The sequence below is a fragment of the Phenylobacterium sp. genome, from assembly GCF_016793225.1.
Lineage (GTDB): Bacteria > Pseudomonadota > Alphaproteobacteria > Caulobacterales > Caulobacteraceae > Phenylobacterium.
This window is the reverse complement of record NZ_JAEUMN010000046.1, coordinates 1-2,923: the sequence shown is the minus strand read 5'-3', so window position 1 is coordinate 2,923 and position 2,923 is coordinate 1. Positions and strand designations below refer to the sequence as shown.

3 protein-coding genes and 1 pseudogene are annotated in these 2,923 nt (G+C 72.8%); 2 read left to right on the top strand and 2 right to left on the bottom strand.

The features are described from left to right. Positions 1–849 (top strand): folate-binding protein YgfZ (locus tag JNK30_RS05085; protein ID WP_367118731.1); only part of this gene is annotated, 849 nt, incomplete at its 5' end. On the opposite strand, the pseudogene JNK30_RS22975 reads toward JNK30_RS05085, so the two are convergent. Further along, positions 817–927: pseudogene (locus JNK30_RS22975) on the bottom strand (hypothetical protein); the annotation flags it as partial. The gene JNK30_RS05085 and the pseudogene JNK30_RS22975 sit on opposite strands and share 33 nt — an antisense overlap. Before the next feature lie 942 nt (positions 928–1,869). Continuing rightward, positions 1,870–2,739 (bottom strand): alpha/beta hydrolase, encoded by an 870-nt coding sequence (locus JNK30_RS05080; RefSeq protein WP_293480794.1) that lies wholly within the window; start codon positions 2,737–2,739, stop codon positions 1,870–1,872. Between the two features lie 47 nt (positions 2,740–2,786). Here JNK30_RS05080 and JNK30_RS05075 point away from each other — a divergent pair. Next, a partial coding sequence (locus JNK30_RS05075; protein ID WP_293480795.1) for a DNA-3-methyladenine glycosylase I occupies positions 2,787–2,923 on the top strand: 137 nt, incomplete at its 3' end.

Here is a 2,923-nt window from a genome sequence, read left to right as displayed (position 1 = left end):
CGCGCCCTGATCGCCCTGGACGGGGAGGACTGGCGCAGCTTCCTCCAGGGCCTGATCACCCAGGATGTCGAGACCCTGGCGCCGGGCGAAGCCAGGTTCGGCGCGCTGCTGACGCCCCAGGGCCGGCTGCTCTACGACCTGGTCGTGGTCGGGCGCGAGAGCGGCGCCTGGCTGGACGTGGAGGCCGCCGGCCGCGACGCCCTGATCCAGCGGCTGACCATGTACCGGCTGCGCGCGAAGGTGACGATCGCCCCCGACGACGCGGCCGTGTCGGTCCTGTTCGATCCGCAGGGCGGAACGCCCGCCCCGCCGTCCGACGGGGTCTGGGCGTCCGATCCCCGCCTGCCGGACCTGGGCCTGCGGGGCTATGCCGCCGCGCCGCCGCCGGGGGCCGCCCGGGTGGGCGAAGCCGAGCGCGAGGCGCAGAAGCTGCGGCTGGGCGTTCCGGGCCCGGCCGACTGGGGCTCGGACCGCACCTATCCGATCGAGGCCAACTTCGACCTCCTGGAGGGGATCGACTTCAAGAAGGGCTGCTTCGTCGGCCAGGAGACGACGTCGCGGATGAAGCGGCGCGGCCAGATCAAGAGCCGCATGCTGCCGATCCGCTTCGACGGCCCCGCGCCGCCAGCCGGCGCCGAGGTGCTGGCGGGCGACCTGCGGGCGGGCGTGGTCACCTCCGCGCGCGAGGGCGGCGGCATCGCGCTGCTGCGGCTCGATCGGGCGCTAGGTCGCGAGCTGACCGTCGAAGGCCGGTCCGTGCGCGCGGACGTGCCCGGCTGGATGGCGTCGGCGCTGGCGGACGGCGGCGCCGGCGAGGCCGAAGCCCAGGATCATCAGCGCCCACTGTGACGGTTCCGGCACGCCGCCGATCGGCCGGTGCGCGCCGGTGGCGTCGTAGACCGTCCCGGAGGCGCCGGTGAAGGTCATGTCGATCGGCCGCCCGGAGGCGTCGAAGACGCTGATCTGGGTCAGCCGGGCGGTGTTGAAGAAGTTGCTGACGTGGACGCCGTTGGGCGCGCCGTAGGCGGCCGTGTAGAGGCCGACCTTCATGCTGAGCGGCTTCGAGAGGTCGACCGTGTGCCGGTAGGTGAAGGCCGTGTCCGAGCCGCTGATCGAGTTGGGCGTGATGGTGAACCCCGCTAGCGGACCGACGCCGGAGGGGTTGATCGCGCGGTTGCCGCCGCTGGCGTTCAGCTCGGCGGTGAAGGCCGTGTAGATCGCCCGCTCGTCGGCCACCTGGTACATCAGCCGGGTGAAGAGCTCGCCGCCGCTCCCGGTGAAGGCCATGGCGCCATCGATGGTGAACCCGAACTGGATCTCGCCCATTCCGGCCCCCGGCATGCCGGGCGTGAGAAGGTCGGACCAGATGGCGCCCGCCTCCGCGGCGAAGTAGGTCGCGGCGTCCTTGGTCCCGTTGGTGAAGCTCTCCGAGGCGCTGACGCCCAGCGAGCCTTCCTCGGCCTTCGCCTGGGCCGAGGCGTTGTTCACGCCGCCGTTGTAGGCGTTGCCCACGACGCTGGAGCTGGCCAGGGAGAGACCGCTCGCCTTGCCGGCCTGCTGGATGCCGCCCGCGAGGCCGCAGCCCGCGTGGCCCTCCGTGGGGACGCCCACGCCGCCGCCGAAGAAGTCGCGGATGAAGGGCGACGGTCCCACCGTGGCGCAGCCGAAGGGCGGCGCCCCGCCCTGCGCCTGACCGCTGATGGTGAGGGCGTGAACCTGGGTGGCGGCCTGCGCCTGGGCGCCGAGAAGCGCGGCGAGCGCCGCGGCGGGAAGCAGGAAGCGCGTCATGGGAACTCCTGGACCAAGGCGTCCAGCAGGCCACGCCGCGGCGCGCCGGGCCCTACCCAAACGGGTAGGGGGGAACGCCCCTCAGCCGAAGAACCCCCGCAGCAGCGCCAGGGTCTCGGCCGGTTTCTCCTCGGGAATGAAGTGGCCGCAGTCGACGGCCTGGCCCTGCACGTGGTCGGCCCACTCGCGCCAGATCGCCAGGGTGTCGTACCAGGCCGCCAGCGCGCCCCGGCCGCCCCACAGTATCTGCACGGGACAGGCGATCCTCCGCCCGGCCGCCTTGTCGGCCATGTCGAGCTGGCGGTCGTAGCCGGCCCCGGCGCGATAGTCCTCGCACAGGGCGTGGATCACGTCGGGCCGGGCGCAGGCGCGGCGGTAGTCCTCGAAGGCCTCCGGGTCGAAGCCGCGCACGCCGGCGAAGCTGTTCGCGAAGAAGAACGCCTCCGGGTCCGCGCCGATGAGCGTCTCGGGGAACGGGTGCGGCTGGGCCAGGAACGACCAGTGCCAGTACGCCAGCGCGAAGCGGTGGTCCGCCCGCGCCCAGACCTCGCCCGTCGGGATGATGTCGAGGATGGAGACCCTGGTCACCGCCGCCGGATGGTCGAGCGCCAGGCGGTAGGCGACGCGCCCGCCGCGATCGTGACCGGCCACGGCGAAGCGGTCGAAGCCCAGCGTCCGCATCAACGCCACGGCGTCGCGCGCCATGGCCCGCTTGGACGAGGTCTCGTGGTCGTCCGACGACGGCGGCTTGGTCGAGCCGCCGTAGCCGCGCAGGTCCGGGCAGACCACCGTGAAGTCCGTCGCCAGGCCGTCGGCGACCGCGCCCCACATCATGTGCGTCTCGGGGTAGCCGTGCAGCAGCAGGAGCGGCGGGCCCGAGCCGCCATGGCGCACGCGCAGCGACGCTTCGGGGACCTCGATCTGCGACAGCTTGAACCCTTCGAACGCCATCGAACCCCCCTTGTCTCGACTCCGCGCCTGCGCTCTGTCTGCAGCCGATGAGCGAGCCCCTGACCCGGTGCGAATGGCGTGGCATGGCCGGCGACCCGCTGTACGAGGCCTATCACGACACCGAGTGGGGCGTGCCCGAGTATGACTCGCGGGCGCTGTGGGAAAAGCTGGTGCTGGACGGCTT